Here is an 18,108-nt window from a genome sequence, read left to right as displayed (position 1 = left end):
TGTCGATATCATCAAACCATAGGCAAGATAACTAACGGCTTGCTTTTACATATAGCGGTGGATACTTAAGTCATCAGTTTTAATATCACTAGCTGAGCCACTGACCACGCTTGCCAAGATCTTTCCTGAGCCACATGCCATTGTCCAACCTAATGTCCCATGTCCAGTATTTGTAAATAGGTTCTTGATAGGCGTCTTACCGATAATAGGCGTACCATCCGGCGTCATTGGTCTTAACCCAGTCCAGTATTCAGCCTTAGAAAAGTCACCCGCTTGTGGGAAAAGATCTTTAATCACCATATCAATCGTGGCTTTGCGTTTTTCAGGGATAAGGTAATTAAACCCCGCAAGTTCTGCCGTCCCTGCAATGCGAATACGATCATCAAATCGCGTCATCGCTACCTTGTAAGTTTCATCCATCACAGTCGAGGTTGGTGACTTATCTGCATTCACGATCGGCAGTGTTAGCGAATAGCCTTTCACTGGATAAACCGGGATCGACAAATCGACTTGCTTCAACAGTTCTCGAGAATAGCTTCCTGAAGCGACCACGTAAGCATCCGCTTTGAACTCGCCTTGAGTCGTTGTAATACTCTCAATGGTTTGATTCTGATGATTGAGCCTAACCACTTCGGTATTAAACACGAACTGAACGCCGAGTTGCTTGGCTTTTTCGGTCAAGGTTAAACAGAACTGATGACAATCACCGGTTTCATCGTGTGGTAAATACAGGCCGCCCACCAGCTTGTCTTTAACGTCTGCTAAACCAGACTCCACTGACAGACACTGTTCAACATCAAACAGCGAGTGTTCGATTCCACTCTCTGTTAATAGCTTCATATCCTGCTGAATAGCGTCCAATTGTTTTTCGCTTCTGAATACTTGCAAGGTGCCTTTCTGCCGGCCCTCATAAGCCAAATCTTCACTGATTCTTAGATGAGTCAGGCAATCTCGGCTGTAGTTAGCGACTCGTAACATCCGCGATTTATTCTGTGCGTACTTGGCTTCATTACAGTTGGCGAGCATCTTAGTCGCCCAAGACATTAACTCTGGAGAAAGAGAAGGCTTCACTTTAAGTGGCGCATGTTCTTGGATAAGCCATTTCATCGCTTTCAAAGGGATGCCCGGTGCCGCCCATGGTGATGAATAACCGTAAGAAATTTGCCCGGCATTCGCAAAACTGGTTTCTTTGCCACTGCTATCTTGACGATCAATAACCGTGACCGAGTGACCTTCTTTTGCCAAGTACCATGCGCTGGTCAATCCAATAACACCACTGCCAATTACAATAACTTCCATTCTCTTCCCCTAATGCCTGACAAAGCCAAATCTGTCGAACACAGCTGTCAGTCTAAAACTCGTTTCGTTAATAATTTGTAACTTATTCCGCATGTGTTGACTTAACAATAGAGGTGGCATTGACAAAACATCAATTCGACTCGAAAACAAATCCAGCAGTTTGGAAGTGTGATATTGGCGGTATTTGAAAGCTTAGGTAGGAGTCGCTAAGTAAACTGATTAAGCCTAGATATTGTAAGCGTCATGACTCAAGAAAGTGGCGTTCTCGAGTAAGAAATCTAACAAGGTTTCCGCTTGTAGCGTTAGTGCACGGCCTTTCAAAGATTGAACCTTAACCGTCGCCTTCGATAGCATCTCCAACTCGGTCGCAACCACTTCTATCTGCCCTGACTTTATCTCATCGATCACAGTGAGTTTAGGCATAAAGGTGACGCCCAACCCTGCTGAAACGAAGTTAGTCAGTGCCGTGACTGAGTTAGTTTGAAGTTTTGGCTGCAAGGTAAGATGGGAAATTTGTTCAGCCTGCTTTACCAGCCTCCCCATACCGGTCGAGTTATCGATCAAGGCGAGAGAAGCGTCTTGAATATCTTGCATTACCACTGGTGCATCTTTCATCGTAAGGAAGTGCCCCTTCGGAGCAATCAATTCGAGCGGATGGCTGCGTTCCACGTGAGAGTGCAGTTTAGGATGTGGTGCAGACGCATAGGTTATCGCAAAGTCTATCTGTTGATCTTCCAACATCTTGACTGCATCCAATGCCCCTGCGATCTCAATAGAAAGATTGATATCAGGATAACGAGTCATGAAGGTTTGCATCGGTTTAGAGACCAAGTTAGTAATAAATCCTTCTCCAATCGCGATGCTAACATTACCGCCCTTGAGGTTTTTAAGCTTGGTTAGTCGAGCAAGCACTGCCGCCTCTCCACGAACAATGGAGCGATAGTAGTTCAACAGTTCGTTCCCCGCCTCAGTCAGCAGAGATTGGCGGTTGTTGCGCTCCCATACTTTCATTTCCGCTTGCGCTTCTAACTGTGTCAGCATTCGACTCATCGCGGCAGGGTCAACGTTCATCATCTTAGATGCCTTACGTAACGACCTGTATTTTGATAACGCGTTTAAGTACTCGAGAGCACGGATATTAAAGTGGTGCATTCAACTTCCTTGTAATTCAACTGACACTTAATCAAGCGTCTCACAAATTTGCTGCGAACATATATCCCAATTTATCAAGATCGTAATTGCTCTTACTAACTTGTGCACCGAGTCACTTCAAGACATCACATCAAAGGCTGATATACGTGTTTTAGCTTGCTGTCGATAAAACAAAGGCGACAACTTTCGTCATCGCCTTTGTGGTCATTATCCCGATGTAAACCTCAAGCAGTCAATAACCGGTCACTTCACTACAGACCAACAAAGAAACTGATCACTAGCGCATTAATCAAATCAACAAAGAAACCACACACTAATGGCACCACAATGAATGCTTGTGGGCTTGCGCCATATCGATGAGTTACTGCCGTCATGTTCACAATTGCTGTTGCGGTCGAGCCTAGAGTGATACCACCGAAGCCTGAACATATCACCACAGAATCGTAGTTTCTTCCCATCAAGTAATAAACGACAAACACAGTAAACAACAGGGAAAGCAAGATCTGGATACTCATGACAACAGAGATATAGCCAAACAGTCCATCGAGATCCCAGATACGCAACCCCATCAATGCCATGGTCAAGAACATGCCTAAACAAATATCAGAGATCATCGCTAAGCCTTTGCGGCCTTGAGCGATTTTCTCTTGTGTACGACGTTTCTTAAACAGTGCGCGACCAACGTTTCCGATTAGGATACCTGCGATCAAACAGCTAACGAATAACGGCAGTTTTAGGCCCATCGAGTCGATAACTTCACTCAAGCTGTAACCCAGCATTAGTGTTAAGTTAAGAATCAACCACGCCCACAGAACGCCGTAGTGGCTAAGCTCTGTTTTTGTTTCACTCTCTTGGAATGCACCAACCGTAACCTCTTCTTCATTAGAAGGGCTTACTTTGTGTTTATTGAGCAGGTAGTTCGCAATCGGACCACCAATCACACACGCTGCAATTAAACCAACCGTGTTTGAAGCGACACCAAGTTCGAGCGCGTTAGCAATACCAAACTCTTCCACAAACATTGGCGCCCAAGCTAACGTTGTGCCTACGCCGCCTATCAAGCTAACAGACCCAGATAGCAAGCCTGCTTTCGCATCCATTCCAAAGCCAGAAGCGACTGCCATTCCGACTACGTTTTGCAACACGATAAAAATGGCAGCAAGACACAGTAGGATGAACAACGGTCGCCCGCCTTTAATCAGTGTTTTAATATCCGCTTGGAGCCCGATGCCAGCAAAAAAGTAGAGAAGCAAAAAGTCTCTGACATCTAGGCTAAAAGTGATTTGGATTTCAAAAATATAGTAAAGCGCCGCTACGGTCGCTGCGCAGACAAAGCCACCAATCACAGGCTCTGGCAGTGAATACTTTCTTAATACTTCAGATCGCTCGATCAAACCTTTACCGATAAACAGTAATGAAATCGCGATCGTAAAAGAGAGCATTGGAGAAACTAGGGTTTCTGTCATGAGGTTATGGATTCCTAATAGTTAGATTATTCATAATATTGCGTACTATTAATAATCTAGGTTCACGCCAAAAAATCAAGCGATTATCTATGATAAAAACACCTAATATGGTTAATTCTGCGACGGTATTAATAGAGATTATAACTATAAAGCAATGATTAAAGGAACGGATATTAGGGAGGTATACAGATGAGGTGGGATATAGAGGCTCTAAAACGAGAAAACCCCAGCATTTCTGCTAGGGTTTTGAATAGTGGTGGAAGGATGGGGATTTGAACCCCAGATACGCTATAAACGTATACTCGCTTTCCAGGCGAGCGCCTTAAGCCACTCAGCCATCCTTCCACAAATTGTGTGTTGAGCATGTCACTCAACGAGGCGCTACTTTATTGATTCTGCTTGCTTTGGTCAAGGGGCATTCTCAAAAAAAGTGCCTTTTTCGGTTTGTTCGATTACAAATTAACTCATTAGATCAAAAACAAACCAAATTTCATTCTTTCGCTGCACTTACGCTTGTTGCTTTTCTTAAGCTTGTTGATAGTAGCCAGGAACTCGAAACCATTTACGACACATATCGAGGAAGTAGCCGTAAAGTACGCCCATACCGCACGAGATAACTGCATTACTGGTGACAGCCGTAACGATCTGGTCGCCTGAAGCACCCACTGCCAACAAAATACCCGCATACACTGGAGACTGGAATAACACGTATGCCATCAAATCAGACAAGTTTTTCATCAATGAGCTTTCTGAAAGTTTTGCACCATTGCGTAAGAACCAATCACGAAAAACGCCATAAGGCCAAGCGATAGCAATGTTTACAGGAATAGATAACGTTCGAGAAGCAAGAGATTGCTCAAACGTCATACCAGAAATAAACACTTCTACGATCATGCCAGAAATAAAACAGAAAACGACCATAGCAAATGTATCCGCAGCTGCGTTTCGAATACAAAATGGACCACGAGACTTCATTGACGACAAACCTAAAATATATCACTGCTTAATTAGTGATTTAGTAACATATAAACAAGGCACATTTGCACCTCACCAGATAATGTCGCTATTAAATCACAAGATTAGTAGTCATACACTCCAAATTAAAAATCAAGTTGTAAATTAACAACCAAAAACCACTTTAAAAGCAGTCACTTTCACCAAAAAACCCAACCAAGGTCAAATATTGGACAGTTCGTCATTTACTTACCGTAATTAAACAACATTTAAGCCATAGGTAGATTTACAGTAATGATATTAATGACATCTTGTGTAGGTGGTGATCCTAAAGCAACCTGCTCTAACGCTTTATCGACTTGTTCAGTAAGTTCCACGTTGTTCATAGCTTCAACGTGGACACGTAGGCTCTCTAGTGCAAATTGAATCAGTTCTAGGTTGTTGTCTTCTAGCGCCACATACAACGTCACTAACAGCTCTTCAGTGTTATCTTTGTTGCGAAGATCAGGTTTAGGCAGTGACTCGCTTTTACTTTTCGAATCGTGTGGTTTTACGTCTTGGCTTTCGAGCTCATCCGCTTTTACTTCATGGTATTGATAAAGCTTATTTGAATAGCGGAACAAGGCATCATCCAGTTCACGCTCGTCAATCGGCTTAGCAATAATATAATCCACACCTGCCCCCAACATACGCTCACGAGTCTCTTTAAAGACATCAGCCGTACAACCAAACACCAATACCGATGACACATCGCCTATCAAAGCACGAATAGCAGTGGTTGATTCAACGCCATCCATCACAGGCATATGGTTATCCATGAGCACCAAATCAAAGCGCTCAGCAACCACGGCTTGTATCGCAAGTTCACCGTTTTCGACGCTCTTACAGGTAAAGCCTTTACTGCTCATGAAGGCTTCAATGATCACCGTGTTAGTTCGGTTGTCCTCGACGATCAGTACCTTTAAGCCAGAGTAGTCCAACTTCTTATGTGGCAAACTCTCGATTTCTCCTGGCTGACATGGCTGAATCTTCAAGCGAACATCAAAACTCGTGCCTATCCCTTCTTCACTGGTGACGGTAATACTGCCATCCATCAACTGGGCAATTTTCTTCACAATCGCGAGGCCAAGGCCAGTACCGCCAAAACGCCTTGTGGTCGAAGACTCCGCTTGTTCAAACGGTTTAAAAATACGCTTCTGAGCTTCTTTAGAAATACCAATTCCGGTATCACGAACTCGAATGCTCAGATAGGTGTCACTCCCCTCTACAACTTCTTTCAGGTACACCTCAACAAAGCCTCTGGAGGTGAACTTCACCGCGTTGTTCAATAGATTAAACAAAATTTGGCGAAGGCGAGCTTTATCTGAGAAGTACCAACGACCCGAAGTCACCTCAGAGTACACTTTGAATTGAAGCCCTTTCTCGGAAGACAATGTGTAGTAAACACTGTTAATACTGCCGATGATCGAATCAAGCGGGAAACGCGTTTCATCAAGATCCAACCTGCCCTGCTCGATCTTCGAGAAGTCTAAGATCTCGTTGAGTAGAGTCATCATATGATCGCCGGACTCATACAAGCTCTTAAGATGCTTCTCTTGTTCAGAATTTAGAGGCGTTTTTAATAGGATTTGAGCGGTACCCAATACCCCATTCATCGGAGTGCGAATTTCATGTGACAAGGTCGCAAGGAAAGCGGTTTTTGCATTGGTGGATGCCTGAGCTTTAACCTTTTCCGCTTCGAGATAAATGGTCTTTTCGTTGAAGGTTTTAATCAAATGGCCGATTTCGTCATCACTCGGGTAATCCACATCAATGATTTCGCCGGCTTTCGAGCTATCAACCTGTGCTGCAATCCTTGTGATTGGACTAATCAAATAACGGTTCAATAAGTAATACCCCGCCATGACACAAAGTAGCAATAGCGGAACAATACCGCCTTCAATGCTCATCACCTGACGAAACACTTCGTCTTCTACTCGTGATTTGGAGTTCACCACATCCACTTGCCAGCCGAAATCACCAAATTGATTGCTACTGATGTAAATGCCTTCAACGAGATTAAAGTTATGCGAAACCAACACTTGGTTAAGCTTATCTCTGAGCGTAATGCCAAGGTTGTATTCTTCGGCGTGGTTCTTGATAAAACCAAGCAGCTCTTCGAGCGAGAGATCCACCGTGGCAACACCGGCAAAAGTACCGTCGTAATAATAAGGGGAAGACGCCGTAATCATTCGAACGTGTGTGTATGGGTCGATATACACATCGCTCCAAGAGATCGTTCCTTGTTTTTTGTTGACGACAGAGGTGTACCAATACTCTTCTTGATAAGGGGCATTTTTGGGGTTGTTGTAAGAATATATCTGATCGATTCTTCCATCGTCGGCTTTATTAAAAAAGTAACTGTTGAGAAGCTTTTTAGAATCGAGCGCATAAGGTTCAGGCCAAATACCGGCACTGACAATTGTATCGTCGCTCGCCGCCAACATGGACTTAAATAGCGGAATAACATCATCACCATTGCGATGTGCTTGAGCAAACCCAACGAGACTGTCTACAAAGCCTTGAGAGCTGCTGAGTGGCTCTGTAATCAATGCGGATAACAATTGCGTACGCAAGTCGAGATTTTGTTGTAATTTGGCGCGCACAGGGGATTCTACGACGTAATACGTCACACTACCGACAATGGCAATAAACATCGCAAGGTATAATCCAAGCGCTACCATGCTTTTTTTCTTTAAAGACGACCGTATCTGCATAATTCTTTTATTGTTTTCTTTTCTGTTAAACCTAGTGTTTATCATCCATGACATCAAGCCTTTTTAGATTGAAGCTTGATTGGCACAAGTTCATTGGTACTATAAGCGCAAATATGTTCCCTTTTACGGTACCTCACTTTGACTTTACAAGATATTCTTGCGCTTCCAGAGTTGGAAGGAAAGCTAATCACAGAACACAAAACAATGGGCTTTGTCACTGCAATGGCAGCGGCACCGAATGTGTTAACCCCGCATGAGTGGCTACCGTTCTTATGGGGTGGCGAAGAAGTCGCACCTTTTACGGGTGGTGAACAGCTAGAAAGCTACATTGAAGTTATCATCGAGCTTTGGAATAAAACCCGCCCAGAACTGATTGAAGGGACTTGGGTTTGGCCTGAAGCTTGTCAATTAGACGACGAAGAAGTGGTGAACACTGCCGCTCGTGATTTTTGTGAAGGCTTGCTTCAAGGCTGGCAGATTGCTCGCGACGATTGGGAAACACTAATGCCTGAAGAGAGCGAAGATAACGCACTCGTTGGCGGTGTCCTGCTGTCACTGAGCATGCTTTACGATCCAGAAACGTCAATTGCTACGCTTGCAGAGCAAGGCATCGAAGGCCTAGAGCAGTTCGAAGAGATCTTTAACGCTGTTCCTGTGATGCTTTGCGGACTAACGCAGCGTGGCATTGCACTGGCTGAAGCTCAATAACAGTTAGCTTTATACAAGCCAAAAGGCCTCATTATGAGGCCTTTTTTAGTTTTCAGACGAAATAAAATAGTCGCTTTAGAAGCCTTTCCAATCGAAGTCATCAATTCGCTCATCAGCAATATAAAACAGCTTAGTGCCACTGCTGACCACTTGATCTAACTCTGGGTTGAGTTCAATACCGCTCCCCGTATCAATGGCGATCAGAGTTGCTTGATACTTCTCTTTAAACACTGAGAAAATAGGCGCGACGGTGACAGACTCAGCGTCTTCAGGGAAATACGTTGAATACTGTGTCATGCCTCTTGTTGAGCTCAATAATTCTTGGTGAAGCGCACTGGAACCTGGGTCTACCGCAGCCTTTGCTAGCATCTCAGCACCCACCGCTGGAATACATTCTGAGTTAGGGCAATGCTTGTGTAACAAATCGCTCAGCGCTTCATCTTTAAAGTAAACAAGAAGGTGCGCTTTAGGGTTTCGGTTGGCACAGTAAAGCGCCGCAGATAACGTAATGTCGTCTTCTGGGTTATCAATCAGGATGCAACTTGCAGACTCAATGCCCGTTTTCTCCATCTCTTTGCCATCGGTGTAGCTGTTTACTTTGACGAAATTGATTTCACCGGGTAACGGGTTCTCGATATCTGAACGCGTACATAGCACGATTGGTCGTTTACCCGTTTCTTCGTGTTGTAGCATGCGGATGAGATGAATGGTTCTTTGCTCATTCCACCCCAACATCAAAATGTGGTTGTCCACTCTAACTCTCCTTTTTCCTAGCAAGCCCGCTCGCCAATATTCAACACCTTCTGTCGCCACTTTACCGAGCAACGCGGCAAAAAGGCTCAACCCGCCTGGAATCACAAATAGAATAACGATCCACTGCCCCGCTACCGTGGTCGGTGATAAATCACCATAACCAACCGTAGAAGCCGTCACCACCAAGTAGTAAGCGAATACGGTAACCGAACTGGTTAAATCTGTTTCACCCGCCAAATACAGCATCGACCACGATAAAGCGATGTAGCCAAGAAAAGTGAACAGTAAGTTTTTGCCATTCAAAACAAAGATGTTTGCTTTGATCCAGCGTTTGAGTTGTAACCAGATTATCATTCGAGCCTCTAATCTTTTCCTCTTACTTACATGCTAGAAAAAATACGCGATATCAACAAGATGTATCATCAGAAAAAGATACATGACCACAAGATTGATATTGGCGGCCTATACGCAGATACAAAAAAACCAGCACTATTGGCTGGTTTTTTTATTGGTTAGATAAAAGAACGACTTACGCGTTACCTTTTACCTGCACATTTAACTGCTCTGCAAAATCTAGCATGCGGTTCAATGGAATAAGAGACTTCACGCGTAATTCGTCAGAAACGAAGATTTCGTGTTGCTCACCACCATGCTCAAGTGCATTTTCAATCGCTTCAAGGCCATTCATAGCCATCCAAGGACAGTGTGCGCAGCTGCGACAAGTTGCACCAGCACCCGCAGTCGGCGCTTCAATCAGCTCTTTTTCAGGAACCAATTGCTGCATCTTAAAGAAGATACCTTTGTCTGTCGCGACAATCATCTGTGGATGAGGCAGCTCTTTCGCTTTCTTGATCAGTTGGCTTGTTGAACCCACAGCATCAGCCAGCTCAACTACGCTTGCTGGTGATTCTGGGTGAACCAAAATAGCGGCTTCTGGATATACCGATTTCATTTTCTTCAGAGCATCAGCTGAAAACTCATCATGAACGATACACTCACCTTGCCAAAGCAACATGTCAGCGCCAGTTTGATTTGCAATGTAAGAACCTAGGTGGCGGTCTGGCCCCCAAATAATGGGTTTGCCTTCAGCATCTAAGCTTTCAACAATTTCTAAAGCGATGCTCGACGTAACGACCCAATCTGCACGTGCTTTAACAGCCGCAGAGGTGTTCGCGTATACAACCACGGTGTGGTCGGGGTGAGCATCACAAAATTCTGTGAATTTGTCAGCCGGACAGCCAAGATCAAGTGAACATTCAGCTTCAAGCGTTGGCATTAAAATGCGTTTTTCAGGGGTAAGGATCTTTGCAGACTCACCCATAAAACGAACACCAGCGATGATCAAAGTGCTTGCTGAATGACGGTTACCAAACTTAGCCATTTCTAATGAATCGCCAACGAAACCACCAGTTTCTTCTGCCAGAGCCTGAATTTCAGGATCGGTGTAGTAGTGTGCAATTAGAACTGCATCTTTTTCTTGAAGTAGTTTTTTGATGTTTGCGATGTGGGCCTGTTTCTGAGCGTCGCTCAATGGAACTGGCTTTGCCGGAAACGGGTAAACTGTATCGATTTTATCTAGTATATGACTCATTGCTCTTGCTCTACGCAACTTCTTCCGAGAATCCGAGTATTCTACACAGGACAGCGATTGGGATCAAAAAGGATTGGTTGCAAGCGGTGACTAGCTAATGCTTAAAACGCATAAACAAGGCGATGTGTTATCATCACTAGCAAGAGAAGTAAACACTAAACGGAAGTGAACAGGTATAAAAAAGAGGCGCCTAAGCACCCCTATTTTGGTTATAAGTGGGTTTTGGCCACTTTAGCCGAAGCACTGTTTGGGTGCTCGGTTACGACTTGTTGGTAATATTTCTTAGCTTGCGTCGCGTTGTTGTTGCGCGCTGCTATGTCACCAAGCTTAACCAGTGCATCTGCTCGCTTGTTTGAGTCTTTGTACGACACAACAGCAGCGAAGCTCTTCACGGCTTCTTTATCTTGCTTCTTAGCGAAATAAAGCTGACCTAACCAGTAATGTGAGTTAGGTGTGAAGGTAGAATCTGGGAAGTCTTTTTGAAACTTTTGGAATGCAGCGATAGCACCCGTGTAGTCTCGTTGCTTTAGAATCATATCTACAGCATTTTGATAAGCAGTTTGCTCATCCACATCAGTACTGAACGTACCAGAAGCGTCTTTAGAGCCTTCGCTCGCCGCCACTGCTACCGTTGCTGTTCCTGCTGCTTTCACCTCGCCTCTTACGCGATCCAGTTCAATGAACAGTTCACGCTGACGCTCTAGCATTTGCTTCATATCGTAGCTGTTTCGTTCCAGCTCACCACGAAGTTCACTGATCTCCAGTGCCATGTCGTCGATTTGCTGTTGCATTTGAAGCTGAACGAGATTGCGATTTTGAAGCAGGCGCTCTAAACGCTCAATATCTGATTCGTTAGATGCTGATCGAGAGGAAGATGATGAATTGGTTGCGGTGCTATTGAGATCGGATACTGGAGCTGGTGCAGCGAACGCGGTGTTCGCTGCACTTGCCAGTAACGAAAGCAAAATGACTCGCTTTGTGTTACTGAACATGAGGCAATTCCTCAATTATATAGTCTACTAAAATTAGTAAACTAGTACTGCGCGACGGTTTTTAGCGTACACATCTTCAGATTGACCTAGAAGAAGTGGCTTCTCTTCACCGTAGCTTACGATAGAGATTTGGTCAGCTTGAACACCTAGAGCTTGTAGGTATTTCGCTACAGCTTGTGCACGACGCTCGCCAAGTGCGATGTTGTACTCAGGAGTACCGCGCTCATCAGCGTGACCTTCGATAGTAACGTTCATGTCAACGTTCTTAACTAGGTATGCTGCGTGAGCTGCTAGCATTTCTTCGTAATCGCCAGCGATAGTAGAGTTATCGAATGCGAAGTAGATTGTTTGAGTTTCACGTAGCGCTTGCTCTTTAAGCTCTTGCTCAGACAGTTGACCGTTAGCGTCAATTGGCGTTACAACAGTTGTGTCTACATTGCCTTCTGAACCTGAAGTTGTTTGGTTGCTTTCAGTACCAGATGTTGCAGATGTTGCTTCATCAGTTGAGCTACATGCCGTTACTGCCATCACTGGTAGTGCAATCATCAAGCCTTTAAGAACTTTGTTAAGTTGCATCTTTTTTTCCTTACGTTATCAAACTTAGTTTCTACAGCGACTAAGAGTGCTATAGATAGTTAAATGCCACAATAGTTAACACTATCAATAGCTAAAAGAATATGTAATTTTCCCTAGAGGAACGGTGACCATGCAGGCGCTCTTACGCGTCCGTTAGTTGCCGGTAATCTAGCTTTAAAACGTCCATCGATAGAAACCATCGATAGTACATTTGTTTTGTTGTAAATAGAGCTATAGATAACCATACCTCCATTCGGTGCAATACTTGGAGACTCATCTAACAATGTTTTTGTTAGTACCTGAACCGCACCGGTTTCCAAATCTTGCTTAGCCAAGTTAAAACCTGAGTTGCTGCGATTCACCATGATCATGAATCGACCATCAGGAGTGATCTGGCCACCTAAGTTTTGGCTACCTTGCCAAGTAATACGAGAAGTCGAATTATTGGACAAATTTACATTATAAATCTGTGGTTTACCACCACGATCCGATGTGAAAATAAGAGACTTGCCATCTGGGTGCCAGAATGGTTCAGTATTATTCGAACGGCCGCGGGTAATTTGAGTCAGCTTACGGCTAGCAAGGTCAAGTGTGTACACCTGAAGGCTGCCCGTTTTCGACAATACCAATGCCAATGTTTTACCATCTGGCGAGAATCTTGGCGCACCATTGTGACGAGGGTATGACGTCACTTTCTCACGTTCACCCGTGTAAATATTCATGATGAATATTTCAGCTTGGCCATTCTGGAAGCTCACATAAGCTAGCTTTTTGCCGTCTGGTGACCATGCTGGAGACATGAGAGGCTGCTTAGAACGAAGTACTAAACGCTCGTTAAAGCCATCGTAGTCAGCAACACGAAGTTGATACGGGTACTTGTCTTTATCGTTCACTACCACGTAAGAGATACGAGTTAAGAACGCGCCTTTCTCACCAGTTAGCTCTTCATACACTAGGTCTGAGATACGGTGTGCGTACTCTCTCAAGCGATTACCAGGAACCGTAGCCTTCTTATTGAATAGAACGTGATCTTTAGAAAGCACTAATTGGCCTTCATCACTCAGCGCACGACTTTGTCCTTTGGTCAGTTGACCACGAACAATGTCGATCAATTGGTAATTCACCACATACTGCCCTTCGGCATTTTTAGTGATACTACCGGTAAGCAATGAGTCAACACCTAGGTTAGTCCAAGCATCAAAGTTAACCTCAGTTTCGCTGTAAGGCGTTTGAGGCATTTTGCTTGTCGCAACTGGGCTGAATTTACCACTGCGCTGTAAGTCAGAAGCGATAACCGCTGATACATCGTGTGGCAATGGCTCTGAGCCTTCCCAACGGAAAGGTACAATAGCTATAGGTCTTGCAGAGTTAATACCGTCTGTAATAACCAGCTCCAGCGCTGCATGTGCAAACTGGCTGCTTGTAGCTATTAAGAAAACAAAACTCAGTAATAGTTTCTTTAACACAAGTTCGTCCTTTTACTCTGGTGATACAGTTAAGTTAATGTCTTTCAGTGAGTTCACAATGTCTGGGTCTTTAGGCAACGGATAAGATTGCACTTGTGCCACCGCACGCTTGGTTGCTGCACATAAACGGCTATCGCCATCTAAGATACTCAAACTACCCAATATCGCGTTAGAGCCCGTTGGAATCAGCTTAAGGTTCACTCGACATGAGCGTCCTCGATAGCTGTCTTCTAACAACAGGTTCTGTTGAATCAGTTGGGTATAGATAGCCCCATAACGTTGCGCTTCATCAGTGATAAATTGTTGTCTTGCTGAAGAGTTTTGAGTCGCTTCCGTTTCAAGCCCAGCAAAGATATCGTTCAATGCGGCTTCTTGTTGTTTACGCTCTTTTTCTGCTTTTGCTGCAGCTTCTTTTGCCTTACGGGCTTTCTCTGCTGCGGCTGCCGCTTCTTTCTCTTTCGCTATGCGTTGCTTTTCCGCGAGTTCAGCGGCTTCTTTCTCTTTACGAGCTTTGTCTGCTGCCTCTTTCGCTGCTTTTTCTTTTGCCACGCGTTCTTGTTCAGCTTTTGCGATTGCCGCTTCTTTGGCTTTACGCTCGTTCTCGGCTTTCACTAACGCAGCTTCTTTTAGCTTACGGTCAGCTTCGGCTTTAGCGGCTTTCTTTTGCTCTTGCTGTAAACGCGCTTCTTCAGCTTTGCGTTGTTTCTCTTTCTCAACTCGACGCTTTTCAGCTTCACGAGTTGCTTTAGCTTCTTTCGCTTGCTGTTCTTTTAGCTTGCGAATATTTTCTTCTTCAGCTTTACGATTCTTTTCAAGTCGTTCGCTTTCACGTCTGAGTTTGTCTAGACGCTCTTGCTCTTTCTTGCTCGCCGCTTCTCTTTGTTGACGAATCTGTTGAGCTTGCTGGCGAACCAACTGAGGATCAATCACCACTGCTTGAACCATCTGCCCTGTAGGCTTTGGCTCTGACATCGTGAAATCCGCCCCCCAAATGAGCGCAACGAATAAAATGACGTGCAGCCCAAGAGAAATAAGAAGCGGTGATCTGAAATTATTGGATTTTTTATTATTCGCTTTCATGAATGCTACGGAGCTATTCCCTTATATCCGTTAAAAGGCCAACCTTTGGCACACCTGCACGGCTTAATTCATCAAGTAATAAAACCACTTCAGCGTATGGCGTTGCGGCATCACCACCAACCGCCACTGGAGAGTTTGGCTTCAGAGACAACTCGGCTTTCACACGGACGATAATATCTTCCATTGATAAGCCACGCTGTACTTCTTCGTCATTAACGCTCAAGCCAAGTTCACCGTCTTTGTTCACTTCAACGATGATGAAACTTGCGTTGTCGTCACCCAGTAGGTCTTGTGCCGATTTAGCCGTTGAAGCCTGAGGCAATTCAACGTCAACGCCTTGAGTAACAAACGGCGAAGTCACCATAAAAATGATCAGCAAAACAAGCATAACGTCGATGTAAGGTACAACGTTAATCTCTGCTGTCATTTTGCGTTTTTTAGGTTGGTATCCAGCCATCTATTATTCCCTGCCAGCCATCGCTTGACGGTGAAGAATACTGTGAAACTCTTCAGAGAAAGTCGCGTAGTTGTGCTCTAGCTTGCCTACTCGGCTGCTGAAGCGGTTGTACGCCATTACTGCTGGAATCGCAGCGAATAGGCCCATTGCTGTTGCGATCAGTGCTTCTGCAATACCAGGGGCAACCATTGCGAGCGTCGCTTGCTTCACTTCACCTAGTGCGATGAATGAGTGCATGATGCCCCAAACCGTACCAAATAGGCCGATGTATGGGCTGATAGAGCCAACAGTCGCCAAGAAAGGTAAGTTAGTTTCTAGTTCATCGACTTCACGAGCAACGGCAACGCGCATCGCACGGCCAGTGCCTTCCATGATGAAGTCAGGTGATGTTGCATTCGATTTACGAAGGCGAGCGAACTCAGTAAAGCCTGCGTAGAAAATTTCTTCAGTACCAGAAAGCTCGTCTTTGCGTTTGTTGCTCTCTTGGTACAGTTTTGCAAGATCAACGCCTGACCAAAATTTGTCTTCAAACACTTCTGTTTGTTTAGAAGCTTGAGATAACACTTTACTTCTTTTTATGATCATCGCCCAAGAAACAACAGACATGCCCATAAGAGTCAGCATGACCATCTTAACTAGTAAACTAGCTTCTAAAATTAGGCCTAAGATTGAGATTTCAGCAGTCACTATTCGTTAGCTCCGTGAGAATAAATGTTGGCATTGCTTTGGGTTTCATTTTTTGATTATCGATACATGCTACCTTAACCATTGCTTTACACAATGCCTTGCCATCAGGATTTACGATCTCTTGACAGAAGACCAAGGTAGCTCGCTTCAACTCGTAAATATTTGTAATGACTTGTAAAGAATCATCAAGACGCGCGCCTTGAATAAAATCAATGTCCATATGTCGGACTACAAAACCGATGTTTTGTTCTAACAATACTTGCTGAGAAACGCCAATTGAGCGCAACATCTCAGTTCGAGCGCGTTCGAAAAACTTAAGATAGTTTGAGTGGTATACAACGCCACCCGCATCGGTGTCTTCGTAATACACTGTCACTGGCCACGTAAATGGCTTAGATAATCCCTGCAATTTGATACCACAATCCAAAACGATAAAGATCTCACTATAACCTAACTCCTTATCATTAATAGTATATCGCTGTGAATTTTTTGATTTGAGAGACGAAAAAAAAGGCCATCTGTATAAGATGACCTCTTTTTGGCTAAAAACCCAACAAGTATAAAGGTTCACGTTGTTATGAACCTAAATCATTTGCCTTTTATAGAAGGCGCAGCGTCGTTAGGTAGAGCAAAATTGTGAGTGAAACATATGGGCTAAACAGTAGCTGCCACATCCAAGCTCTTGGCTTAAATCCGATACCGTAAACCATGCTTGAGCATACTGCCCAAATGAACATTGGCCCGATGATCGCGTTAAAGCCACCGATGCTTGTCGCATACGCTTCAGGATCCCACATCACTAAACCCACATGCATGAAACCCAATACTAGGGATAAGGCTCTAAGCAGAGTCTTATCCATTGGTTGATGCAGCTTAGCGATTTGCTCTGCGAGATTACTCACTGTCTTTGTCCATCATTTCTGAATGCTCTAGCCATAGAGCATTGATGATGCCGAATGCACATGCTAGAAGTACACCCAAAATCCATGCGAAGTACCACATAAAATTTCTCCTAAGTTATTTCACTTCTAGCTTAGTAAGCTGAAACGTCGTTATCTTCGATGTGTTTCTTATCTAGACGACCGAACATTTTGTAGTATGTCCAAGTTGTGTAGCCAAGAATCACAGGAACCATTACCGCCGCAACGACAGTCATAAGACCAAGCGTTAGCTCACTCGCTGTTGAATCCCACATAGTCAAGCTTTGGTTAGGGTTCAGGCTTGATGGCATTACGAATGGGAACATTGCAAAACCAGCCGTTAGAATAACACCAGCGTTCGATAGGCTTGAGAACAAGAATGCGAAACCACCACGCTCAAAGCGAGATGCAATCACAGCAAGCAGTGGCATTGCTACACCAAGGATCGGCGCAGCCCACATTGCTGGATAAGTTTCGAAGTTTGTCATCCAAGCACCCACTTGAAGTGATACTTCTTTGTTTAGTGGGTTTGAGTCAGCAAACGTATCGATAGTGCTCGTAATTACATAGCCTTCGATAGATTGAACCCAGAAACCACCAATAACGAATAGAGCAATAGCAATTAGGCCAGTGATCTGAGCAACGTTACGAGCACGAGCGTGCAGCGCTTCTGTTGTCTTCATTTGAAGCCATGTTGCACCTTGCATCACGAACAACATCAGAGCCAACACACCACAAAGCAATGCAAATGGGTTAAGCAGAGCGAAGAACGTACCATGGTACTTAGACATCATAAATTCGTTCAGTTCAAATGGAACACCTTGTAGTAGGTTACCAAATGCCACACCGAAAATGATTGGTGGTACTGCGCCACTAAAGCAAAGTGCATAGTCCCAAGTTTTGCGCCATTTTGGATCTTCGATCTTAGAGCGGTAGTCAAGTGCAAGTGGACGTAACCAAAGCGCTGCTAACGTCGCGTACATTGCGAAGTAGAAGCCAGAAAACGACGTTGCGTAAACCAGTGGCCATGCAGCAAACAATGCACCACCCGCAGTGATAAGCCAAACTTGGTTACCATCCCAGTGAGGGGCAATCGTGTTTAGCATAATACGACGTTCAGTGTCGCTCTTACCGATAACAGGTGACAGAGCGGCAACACCCATATCAAAGCCATCAGTTACGGCGAAACCAACCAGTAGAACACCGATCAATACCCACCAAATAAGTCGTAAGCTTTCGTAATCAAACATA

General features: G+C 44.4%; 18 protein-coding genes and 1 tRNA gene. 1 reads left to right on the top strand and 18 read right to left on the bottom strand.

Going from position 1 to position 18,108, the window contains the following annotated elements:
- Positions 1–45: 45 nt before the first annotated feature.
- The 6 genes from AB6E52_RS05110 to AB6E52_RS05085 form a co-directional block, all read right to left on the bottom strand.
- Positions 46–1,299 carry a D-amino acid dehydrogenase gene (locus AB6E52_RS05110; protein ID WP_102319665.1) on the bottom strand — a complete coding sequence of 418 codons (1,254 nt, stop codon included), beginning with the start codon at positions 1,297–1,299 and terminating at the stop codon, positions 46–48.
- A gap of 225 nt (positions 1,300–1,524) precedes the next feature.
- Positions 1,525–2,451 (bottom strand): LysR family transcriptional regulator, encoded by a 927-nt coding sequence (locus tag AB6E52_RS05105; RefSeq protein WP_017071749.1) that lies wholly within the window; start codon positions 2,449–2,451, stop codon positions 1,525–1,527.
- 251 nt (positions 2,452–2,702) lie between these two features.
- Positions 2,703–3,917: a sodium/glutamate symporter gene (gene gltS / locus AB6E52_RS05100; protein ID WP_017062061.1), complete on the bottom strand. Its 1,215-nt coding sequence runs from the start codon at positions 3,915–3,917 to the stop codon at positions 2,703–2,705.
- A 254-nt stretch (positions 3,918–4,171) separates the two neighbouring features.
- Positions 4,172–4,262 (bottom strand) — tRNA-Ser (locus AB6E52_RS05095).
- A 180-nt stretch (positions 4,263–4,442) separates the two neighbouring features.
- Entirely contained in the window at positions 4,443–4,892 is a 450-nt protein-coding gene (locus AB6E52_RS05090) for an L-alanine exporter AlaE (protein ID WP_017062062.1), read from the bottom strand.
- A 248-nt stretch (positions 4,893–5,140) separates the two neighbouring features.
- A complete protein-coding gene (locus tag AB6E52_RS05085; protein WP_102319666.1) occupies positions 5,141–7,594 on the bottom strand; it encodes a hybrid sensor histidine kinase/response regulator in 2,454 nt (817 codons plus the stop codon).
- A gap of 171 nt (positions 7,595–7,765) precedes the next feature.
- Here AB6E52_RS05085 and AB6E52_RS05080 point away from each other — a divergent pair, with 171 nt between their 5' ends.
- The gene (locus AB6E52_RS05080; RefSeq protein WP_102319667.1) at positions 7,766–8,335 is read left to right on the top strand and encodes a UPF0149 family protein; all 570 of its coding nucleotides are present in this window, start codon (positions 7,766–7,768) and stop codon (positions 8,333–8,335) included.
- Positions 8,336–8,410: 75 nt separating this feature from the next.
- Here AB6E52_RS05080 and AB6E52_RS05075 read toward each other — a convergent pair whose 3' ends face one another.
- The 12 genes from AB6E52_RS05075 to cydB all read right to left on the bottom strand — a co-directional run bounded on the left by AB6E52_RS05075 (position 8,411) and on the right by cydB (position 18,107).
- Positions 8,411–9,442 (bottom strand): potassium channel family protein, encoded by a 1,032-nt coding sequence (locus tag AB6E52_RS05075; protein WP_017063519.1) that lies wholly within the window; start codon positions 9,440–9,442, stop codon positions 8,411–8,413.
- Positions 9,443–9,617: 175 nt separating this feature from the next.
- Positions 9,618–10,679 (bottom strand): quinolinate synthase NadA, encoded by a 1,062-nt coding sequence (gene nadA, locus AB6E52_RS05070; RefSeq protein ID WP_017083926.1) that lies wholly within the window; start codon positions 10,677–10,679, stop codon positions 9,618–9,620.
- A gap of 209 nt (positions 10,680–10,888) precedes the next feature.
- Positions 10,889–11,671, bottom strand: coding sequence for a tol-pal system protein YbgF (gene ybgF / locus AB6E52_RS05065; RefSeq protein ID WP_017072257.1), 783 nt, complete (start codon positions 11,669–11,671; stop codon positions 10,889–10,891).
- A gap of 33 nt (positions 11,672–11,704) precedes the next feature.
- The gene (pal, locus tag AB6E52_RS05060; RefSeq protein WP_017062069.1) at positions 11,705–12,247 is read right to left on the bottom strand and encodes a peptidoglycan-associated lipoprotein Pal; all 543 of its coding nucleotides are present in this window, start codon (positions 12,245–12,247) and stop codon (positions 11,705–11,707) included.
- Between the two features lie 113 nt (positions 12,248–12,360).
- A complete protein-coding gene (gene tolB, locus AB6E52_RS05055; RefSeq protein ID WP_017062070.1) occupies positions 12,361–13,713 on the bottom strand; it encodes a Tol-Pal system beta propeller repeat protein TolB in 1,353 nt (450 codons plus the stop codon).
- Between the two features lie 12 nt (positions 13,714–13,725).
- Positions 13,726–14,793 (bottom strand): cell envelope integrity protein TolA, encoded by a 1,068-nt coding sequence (gene tolA, locus AB6E52_RS05050; protein ID WP_017062071.1) that lies wholly within the window; start codon positions 14,791–14,793, stop codon positions 13,726–13,728.
- Positions 14,794–14,806: 13 nt separating this feature from the next.
- Positions 14,807–15,250 carry a protein TolR gene (tolR, locus tag AB6E52_RS05045; protein WP_017062072.1) on the bottom strand — a complete coding sequence of 148 codons (444 nt, stop codon included), beginning with the start codon at positions 15,248–15,250 and terminating at the stop codon, positions 14,807–14,809.
- Between the two features lie 3 nt (positions 15,251–15,253).
- On the bottom strand, positions 15,254–15,937 hold the full coding sequence (tolQ, locus tag AB6E52_RS05040) for a protein TolQ (protein ID WP_017062073.1): 684 nt from the start codon (positions 15,935–15,937) through the stop codon (positions 15,254–15,256).
- The gene (ybgC, locus tag AB6E52_RS05035) at positions 15,927–16,364 is read right to left on the bottom strand and encodes a tol-pal system-associated acyl-CoA thioesterase (protein ID WP_017067533.1); all 438 of its coding nucleotides are present in this window, start codon (positions 16,362–16,364) and stop codon (positions 15,927–15,929) included. The genes tolQ and ybgC overlap by 11 nt, the downstream gene beginning before the upstream one ends.
- Before the next feature lie 172 nt (positions 16,365–16,536).
- Positions 16,537–16,839, bottom strand: a complete 303-nt coding sequence (ybgE, locus tag AB6E52_RS05030; RefSeq protein ID WP_017067532.1) for a cyd operon protein YbgE — start codon at positions 16,837–16,839, stop codon at positions 16,537–16,539.
- Positions 16,832–16,939, bottom strand: a complete 108-nt coding sequence (cydX, locus tag AB6E52_RS05025; protein WP_000270284.1) for a cytochrome bd-I oxidase subunit CydX — start codon at positions 16,937–16,939, stop codon at positions 16,832–16,834. Before cydX ends, ybgE begins: the two co-directional genes overlap by 8 nt.
- Before the next feature lie 31 nt (positions 16,940–16,970).
- On the bottom strand, positions 16,971–18,107 hold the full coding sequence (gene cydB, locus AB6E52_RS05020; RefSeq protein ID WP_017067531.1) for a cytochrome d ubiquinol oxidase subunit II: 1,137 nt from the start codon (positions 18,105–18,107) through the stop codon (positions 16,971–16,973).
- Position 18,108 lies beyond the last annotated feature (1 nt).

Source organism: Vibrio sp. 10N.247.311.13, from assembly GCF_041467595.1.
GTDB classification, from domain to species: Bacteria; Pseudomonadota; Gammaproteobacteria; order Enterobacterales; family Vibrionaceae; genus Vibrio; species Vibrio crassostreae_C.
The sequence above is the reverse complement of the archived record's forward strand: the minus strand, read 5'-3'. Positions and strand labels throughout refer to the sequence as shown.

Coding starts and splice junctions, on each gene's coding strand:
- ybgF (WP_017072257.1), bottom strand. CDS start 11,671: ATGTTCAGTAACACAAAGCGAGTCATTTTGCTTTCGTTACTGGCAAGT.
- gltS (WP_017062061.1), bottom strand. CDS start 3,917: ATGACAGAAACCCTAGTTTCTCCAATGCTCTCTTTTACGATCGCGATT.
- AB6E52_RS05085 (WP_102319666.1), bottom strand. CDS start 7,594: ATGGTAGCGCTTGGATTATACCTTGCGATGTTTATTGCCATTGTCGGT.
- tolR (WP_017062072.1), bottom strand. CDS start 15,250: ATGGCTGGATACCAACCTAAAAAACGCAAAATGACAGCAGAGATTAAC.
- pal (WP_017062069.1), bottom strand. CDS start 12,247: ATGCAACTTAACAAAGTTCTTAAAGGCTTGATGATTGCACTACCAGTG.
- cydB (WP_017067531.1), bottom strand. CDS start 18,107: ATGTTTGATTACGAAAGCTTACGACTTATTTGGTGGGTATTGATCGGT.
- nadA (WP_017083926.1), bottom strand. CDS start 10,679: ATGAGTCATATACTAGATAAAATCGATACAGTTTACCCGTTTCCGGCA.
- AB6E52_RS05110 (WP_102319665.1), bottom strand. CDS start 1,299: ATGGAAGTTATTGTAATTGGCAGTGGTGTTATTGGATTGACCAGCGCA.
- AB6E52_RS05105 (WP_017071749.1), bottom strand. CDS start 2,451: ATGCACCACTTTAATATCCGTGCTCTCGAGTACTTAAACGCGTTATCA.
- cydX (WP_000270284.1), bottom strand. CDS start 16,939: ATGTGGTACTTCGCATGGATTTTGGGTGTACTTCTAGCATGTGCATTC.
- AB6E52_RS05090 (WP_017062062.1), bottom strand. CDS start 4,892: ATGAAGTCTCGTGGTCCATTTTGTATTCGAAACGCAGCTGCGGATACA.
- tolA (WP_017062071.1), bottom strand. CDS start 14,793: ATGAAAGCGAATAATAAAAAATCCAATAATTTCAGATCACCGCTTCTT.
- AB6E52_RS05075 (WP_017063519.1), bottom strand. CDS start 9,442: ATGATAATCTGGTTACAACTCAAACGCTGGATCAAAGCAAACATCTTT.